Source organism: Peribacillus sp. NPDC096540 (genome assembly GCF_050278525.1).
In the GTDB taxonomy this organism is placed as follows: domain Bacteria; phylum Bacillota; class Bacilli; order Bacillales; family DSM-1321; genus Peribacillus.
In genome coordinates this window covers 25,498-32,242 of record NZ_JBNNTG010000045.1, presented here as the reverse complement: position 1 = coordinate 32,242, position 6,745 = coordinate 25,498, and the positions used below count along the sequence as shown (strand labels likewise).

The window sequence follows — 6,745 nt, the reverse complement described above, 5'->3', positions numbered from 1 at the left end:
TAAAACAGCACTTAACAATTCACTTAGTACCATAAACGCAGCAAATAAATAATAATCTTAGGAATCGCCAATCGCGGTTCCTTTTTAAATGGAACTCTTATTAAACTAAACTGCCAGTTACTTTAAGTACATTCCTTCACAATCTCTTTTTTTAATAAATATCCAAATTTACCACCGAGTGTTATTCAAGAATCTGGCCCGTTTGCTTAATAACTAATAAGAGCCTAATCTCTTCATAAACTATATATTTTTGTTGAGGGAAAGGTTAATGAGGATTTTGGTAGAACTATTTGTAAGAGATTAGGTCTTAAACCTAGTAGTGGTTTAAGACAAAGAGTTAAATTTCTACTAGAAACGCTTGAATTAGAACGGTTATCTGACGTAGATATTTCAGGAATTAGATATCAACTATTACATAGGGCAGCCTCAGCGATTTTCCTTGCTCAAAAATTCACCTCTCCAAATGCTCTTATGTTGATTCACTCTTTTAGCGAAGGTGATAAAGGAATAGTATCTAGATTCGATTCACTTAAGGTAACATAAGCAATCTAACCTCTAGGCTTTTGATTAACTATATTTTTAAAACGGAAGAGAAAACAAGACTCACCAGATTATCCGTTCAGGCAGCCTTGTTTTCTTATTCGGACAGCCGGTAGTCGTTCGCCCGGCTTGTATAATAACGACTCATTTGCAATAACGTCTCTACGCGTAATATGAGTTATGAGTTATGAGTTATCCGGTAGATATTGACTAGGTGATATTAGACGTAAACATCACTATCATGTTTGCTTCCTAAATTATAGAAGATAAAATGTATTTCCTTCAGGACCAAGCGGCAAATGTCCATCTGCAAGCACTTCTACAATAAATGAAAACGGGTTTACATCACCGGCAAGCTCGGCTGTACAAGCAAGAATACTTATATACATGGCATGTCCAACGAGGAAATTGATTGCTTTTTCATCCCTAAATACATTCAATGCTTGTTTAAATGCTCCATGAAAAACGGCTTCAGGTACTTTGTCCACAATATCGGCAAGTAGTTTTTCATTTCCAGCGGCATCGAACAATCCATGGTCCAATTGGAGTAAATGAATCAAACGACTTTCGCCAGGTTCGCTCTTCATTGCCCCGAATGGAAATATCCAATAAGGCAAAATAACCAAAGTTATAACCTTTTGCCTCTTCCACCTTTACATTTTTCGCCTATTTACCGACCACATATCCAAGCTCCGCCTCATGGTCCGTACGAGACGATCCTTATAAGGAAGTAAAATAGGATCAGAAGGGCCAGATAGGGACTCAGGTGATTTCAGAAAGAAGGCAATTTCTTCGATTGTCCTAGGTGCGTTGTTGAATATTTTATTCATTTCTTCTTGATGTTTTCGATAGTTCACAGGGGCAGCCCAAATTTTCCGTGTACTTGGTACGGGGGACTTCAATGTCACCTCGTTCAATGAATAAGAAGTTCCTGTTTCCGCTTCCCGATTCATTTCCTCTTTAAGTTCATTAAAATTTTCAACGAGCTTGAGGAAAGAAGCATTCGGGTCAGCTTTATCCCAACCTGCTACTTTTGATACATCATTTACACGGTCTCCCATTACTACTCCAAGTAAATCGTCATTAAAAATAGCAATCTTCACAATGCCTCCCCCTTCTCATCTCAAACGGTTCCGTCAGGAATAGTCTTCTCAGTTAACCCTATGGCTACTAACCTTGTTGTTATGGCCTTATCAGTATATTCTAGCAGGGCTATTGTTCATATGAAAATTGCTTGTTAGTTTCGTATCCATGTTTATGTGTGAATTTTTTCTTTCTACTTTTTCGTTTGATCTCATGAAAACTAAGTATCCTACAAGAACAACTCATTGGATGATACCGTCAAGGGGAAACCACGGATACTTCACTGGGTTCTGGGGCAAATATGATTTGTTAGAAACAAAAAACCTCAATATCCTTTTCATCTATGAATTTTATGATGCTACTCCAAATAATTTAAGTATGAATTTAATCTCGCTTTGGATAGACTTCACCCCTTGTTGAAGTTGTCCTTTTTTCAGCATATTCATCACCTCCACTCCACAGATGATCTGTTTGGCTGTTCAACATGTTTTTAATCCTAGCATAGAACGGACTCGCTTCTTTTTAAATCGATGATCTTGCTCCACTATGTTATTCAAGTACCTCTGTTATCTAAGTTGCATACCATCAAGTAGGCTTTTCTCTTTTTTCAACCGATCAATAGCCGGATTCTTATCGACCGTCATGACAAGGCTTAGAAACATAAAAAGACCGCAAAGCTTTTCTTGAAGAAGCGCTTTGCTGCCTTTTTGTCTCTTGTTTTTCTTAGATAAAAATCAATCGTGTTTCCTCTGGAATCCACTGCACGATACAGATACATTCATTTTTGAATCATCTGTGTTATGATAACTGAATAATAACAGGAGGGTTGTGGACATGCTGAAAAAAAAGATAAAAATCGAGGTTATTCAAAAAGTATTAGACAATTGGACGGGTTTCTTTTTACCTTACCAAATGGCATTACATGAATTAGAAAGTGATTTCAAGGTTATTGACTTAGAGTGGAAAACAAAACATGGCTATTCCCCTATTGAACATATGAAAACACGTATGAAAAAATTAAGATCTTTGATGGAGAAAATACAAAGAAAAGAAATTCCTTTAACACAAGAAGCAGTGAGGAATGAAATAAGAGATATTTTGGGTGTTAGAATTGTCACAAGTTTTATTGATGACGTATATATGTTGAAGGAGCATATCGAGCAACGTGAAGACATTCGAATGATACGCGTAAAGGATTATATTCAGGACACGAAAATGAGCGGATATAAAAGTTTGCACCTGATTGTAGAAACCCAAGTCATCCTATCCAACGAAATAATATGGGTTCCTGCAGAAATACAAATTCGTACTTCTGCTATGGATTTTTGGGCATCCACCGAGCATAAACTAAACTATAAATATCAAGGCGAGACTATACCTGAGGATGCTCAAAAGCAACTAATTGAGCTTGCCAAAGCTTCTTCCTTAATGGATAAAGAAATGTCAAGATTAAGAACAAAATTACTAGCCAATTAAGCAAACAATCGTGACACCTTTCTTATTTACAACCTTAAGTCAATCTGACAAATAAAAACACTTAGTCTTAGAATCTAAGGGTTTTAACAAGAAACTTAATTTTGCACTTTTTCCAGGGCTAGTTTTATGCCAAAACCAATCAGAATAGTACCTGTGATACCAACCACTCCTAAAACTCTATCAAACTGGCCGCCTTTTTTTACTGTACCCTTTGTGAATCCATCACAATCGGCGGTTTGTTTTCAAGTCCTTTTAAAGTTGCGTAAAGATTGCCCATATCATAAATCTTTACTGGCAATGCCTAATTCTTCACATCATGAATAAAAGTAATCTCTAACTAAACGGTCTTCTTCAGACAACGATAAGCGAGTTACCCCATTGTTTTCTGTGCATCCAAAATCCGCCAACTTTTCAAGCGTATTATTTAACCTCTCACCATTAATTAATATTTTTTGTTATTGCATAGTGTATATTTCCTTTCAACTAATTTGGGGTACCTATTTGGATAAAACACCACGTAACATTACAAGAGTTACGTGGTATGCAAACTATGATATATTAAATTTCCACTGATTGTTCCCCTTGATAGATAATTTCACCATCAATAATAGTTGTTTCTACTTTTAAATCTTTAATTTGGTTTGGGTTGACACTTAAAATGCTGTCATTTAATATAACTAAATCCGCCAACTTTCCGGCCACTATGCTTCCTTTTATCTCTTCTTCAAAACTCGCATAAGCGCCATTCCAGGTGTATAGTTTAATAGCTTCCATTACGCTTATAGATTGATTAGCACCAAACTCCATTCCAGACTGGCTTTTTCTATTAACAGCAACATGAATTCCTAGTAAAGGATTATAGTCAGTAACTGGCGCGTCCGATCCACCTGCTGCCACGATGCCACGATCAATAAAATCACGAACAGCGTACATGTCATTAACACGATCACCATAGTGTTGGACATATATCTCTCCGAATTCATATGGAAATGGAGGATTTGGAATAGGAACCATCTCGAGTTTTTTCATTCTCTCTTGTAAATCTGGTGAAGAAATTCCCGCGTGCTCAATCCGGTGACGATGGTTTTTTCTTGGTGATTCCTCCAACGCCCTTTCTACACAATCTAAATACATTTCAATGGCTTTATCACCTTGTGCATGTACAGTGATTTGATAGCCTTTTTTATGTGCTTCACCTAAAACCTGGTAGATTTCTTCCTCACTATAATAAAGAATGCCATAATTGTTAGAGTCACTGGAGTACGGCTCACGTGTTGCAATGGTAGGTCCGGTGCTACTCCCATCTGTAAACAATTTAGCTGGTCCAACTTTGAATCTCTCATCCCCGGTACCAGTTACCACACCAGCTTCGACCATTTTATTAACAAATTCATGGGAGTTATTTACCTGACATATCATTGCATATATTCGGACACGAATATCCTTACTCTTCACAGCTTGTTGCAGTAAACGGTAACTCTCAGCACCGTTTCCACCTGCATCATGTATACTTGTTATGCCCGCTGCAACGAAATGGTCTGATGCAATTTTCACAGCCTTCATCAGTTCACTTTCTGTATAACTTGCAACCTCGTTCATACCCATATTTGCTGCTTCAATTAACTTTCCTGTAAGCCTTCCTGCCTGATTCTTTTCAATAATTCCCCCATTAGGATCCGGTGTGTTCTCGTTAATTTGCGCAATTTCTAATGCTTTGCTGTTCACCACGCTTATATGGTGGCAAGTACGGGATACAATAATGGGGTGTTCAACTGAAATTTCATCCAGCTCAGCGATTGTTGGATAGCGCTTTTCCTTCACAGCGGTTTCATTAAAGCCCCAAGCACGTATCCATTCACCTTTAGGAGTTTCTAAGGCTTTCTTTTTCAGGTCATCTAACAAAGCCTCGATAGAATCGATATGTTCAGCTTTACAACTTACCGCCAACTGATTCTCCCCATAAGAAATGAGGTGAATATGTGAATCAATGAATCCCGGAAGAAGCGTTTTTCCTTGCAGGTCAATTACATCCGTTTTTTCTCCTATAAAACTCTTAACCTCCTGATTTGAACCAACAACTGCAATACGATTATTTTTTATTGCTACAGCTTCGACTACTGTATTCTTTTGATCTACTGTAATAACTTCTCCATTTATCAATACAACATCAGCTTTCATAAACTCATCCCTTTCAGAATTCCTCTTTTAGAGTATTCAGTTCAGTATTTAAAAAAGTTATATCTCTCGATGTGCTATTCCGTGTTTTAACAAGATTTATCAATAATTAGTTAAAGTTGAAATAAACATTCTTTTATTGTTTTAACAATAAAAGTAAAGTCATCTTCTGTAATGCTTAATGGAGGAGAAATTTGCAAAACATTATTGTATCCTGCAACGGTGTCACCATTTTTACCGATAATCAGTCCCTTTTCTTTACAAGCACTGATGACTTTGTTCATTTTTTCAATGGCAGCCGGTTCTTTTGTTTGCTTATCTTCTACTAGTTCAATACCTAAAAGAAGGCCTTTTCCACGAACATCTCCCACGTTTGGATGTTCCTTTACATCCTCTAGTTCACGTAACAGTCGTTCACCCAATTCTTTGGAGCGTTCAATGAGTTTCTCATTCTCCATGATTTCCAAATTCTTCAGAGCCAGAGCGCAGGCAGAAGGATTTCCTCCGAACGTATTCACATGGCGGAAGCGGTCATAATCTTCACTGCCTATGTAAGCCTCATAAATCTCTCGTCTGACTGCCGTTGCTGACAAAGGAAGATACGCACTTGTAATCCCTTTTGCCATTGTAATGATATCCGGCTTGACGCCATAGTTCATAAATCCGAACGGTTTCCCTGTCCGGCCAAATCCGCATATCACTTCATCACAAATGAGCAACGCACCGTTCTTCTCACAAATTTCTTTTACTTTTGCCATATATCCATCAGGAGGCATTAAAATTCCGCCCCCGGTAATAATCGGCTCCATAATCACACCGGCTACTGTTTGGCTTAACTCCCATGTCATGACACGATCTATTTCATCAGCACTTGCCAGCGTATGAACATCATCTGGATTACGATACGTATCAGGCGGCGCTACATGCAGAAATCCTTGTCCCAATGGTTCATATTTGTACTTTCGTTGTGCTTGGCCTGTCGCTGCAAGAGCCCCCATTGAATTACCGTGGTAAGCGCGATAGCGTGAAATAAACTTATAGCGTCCATGCTCCCCTTTTTGCTGATGATACTGACGAGCAATTTTAAACGCCGTTTCATTCGCTTCCGAGCCGCTGTTCGAAAAGAAAATGACGTAATCGCCGCCAAGCCATTCATTCAATTTTTCTGCTAATTTAATGGCAGGAACATGACTTTGTGTTAAAGGAAAATACGGCATTTCTTCAAGCTGTTCAAAAGCCGCTCTTGCAAGCTCTTTGCGACCATACCCAACATTCACGCACCAAAGGCCGGACATACCGTCTAAATAACGGTTTCCATCAATATCCGTCACCCATGCCCCTTCCGCTTTTGTGATGATTAAATTCGCTGGACTAGGCGCTGCTCCTCTCATTGCATGCCAAAGGTACTTTTCATCTGCTTTTTGCAAATTTTGTGTTTGTTCTGTCGCTTGCACAATCATCAACTCCATTC

Annotated in this window: 7 protein-coding genes and 1 pseudogene; 2 read left to right on the top strand and 6 right to left on the bottom strand. The window is 38.3% G+C overall.

What is annotated here, in order from left to right; translation table 11 throughout:
- Positions 1–246 precede the first annotated feature (246 nt).
- Positions 247–543 (top strand): DUF6946 family protein, encoded by a 297-nt coding sequence (locus ACQKMR_RS25170; protein WP_427699738.1) that lies wholly within the window; start codon positions 247–249, stop codon positions 541–543.
- A 254-nt stretch (positions 544–797) separates the two neighbouring features.
- On the opposite strand, the gene ACQKMR_RS25165 is transcribed toward ACQKMR_RS25170, so the two are convergent.
- The 4 genes and pseudogenes from ACQKMR_RS25165 to ACQKMR_RS25150 all read right to left on the bottom strand — a co-directional run.
- On the bottom strand, positions 798–1,100 hold the full coding sequence (locus ACQKMR_RS25165) for a hypothetical protein (protein WP_427699735.1): 303 nt from the start codon (positions 1,098–1,100) through the stop codon (positions 798–800).
- Positions 1,048–1,191 (bottom strand): fumarylacetoacetate hydrolase family protein, encoded by a 144-nt coding sequence (locus tag ACQKMR_RS25160; protein WP_427699734.1) that lies wholly within the window; start codon positions 1,189–1,191, stop codon positions 1,048–1,050. Before ACQKMR_RS25160 ends, ACQKMR_RS25165 begins: the two co-directional genes overlap by 53 nt.
- A gap of 2 nt (positions 1,192–1,193) precedes the next feature.
- Positions 1,194–1,643, bottom strand: coding sequence for a fumarylacetoacetate hydrolase family protein (locus ACQKMR_RS25155; protein ID WP_427699733.1), 450 nt, complete (start codon positions 1,641–1,643; stop codon positions 1,194–1,196).
- Positions 1,644–1,973: 330 nt separating this feature from the next.
- Positions 1,974–2,401: pseudogene (locus ACQKMR_RS25150) on the bottom strand (DDE-type integrase/transposase/recombinase); the annotation flags it as partial.
- Positions 2,402–2,457: 56 nt separating this feature from the next.
- Here ACQKMR_RS25150 and ACQKMR_RS25145 point away from each other — a divergent pair.
- On the top strand, positions 2,458–3,099 hold the full coding sequence (locus tag ACQKMR_RS25145; RefSeq protein WP_427699732.1) for a GTP pyrophosphokinase: 642 nt from the start codon (positions 2,458–2,460) through the stop codon (positions 3,097–3,099).
- 558 nt (positions 3,100–3,657) lie between these two features.
- On the opposite strand, the gene ACQKMR_RS25140 is transcribed toward ACQKMR_RS25145, so the two are convergent.
- The gene (locus ACQKMR_RS25140; protein WP_427699731.1) at positions 3,658–5,277 is read right to left on the bottom strand and encodes an amidohydrolase; all 1,620 of its coding nucleotides are present in this window, start codon (positions 5,275–5,277) and stop codon (positions 3,658–3,660) included.
- A gap of 110 nt (positions 5,278–5,387) precedes the next feature.
- On the bottom strand, positions 5,388–6,728 hold the full coding sequence (locus tag ACQKMR_RS25135; protein WP_427699730.1) for an aspartate aminotransferase family protein: 1,341 nt from the start codon (positions 6,726–6,728) through the stop codon (positions 5,388–5,390).
- Between the last annotated feature and the right edge of the window lie 17 nt (positions 6,729–6,745).

Coding starts and splice junctions, on each gene's coding strand:
- ACQKMR_RS25145 (WP_427699732.1), top strand. CDS start 2,458: ATGCTGAAAAAAAAGATAAAAATCGAGGTTATTCAAAAAGTATTAGAC.
- ACQKMR_RS25140 (WP_427699731.1), bottom strand. CDS start 5,277: ATGAAAGCTGATGTTGTATTGATAAATGGAGAAGTTATTACAGTAGAT.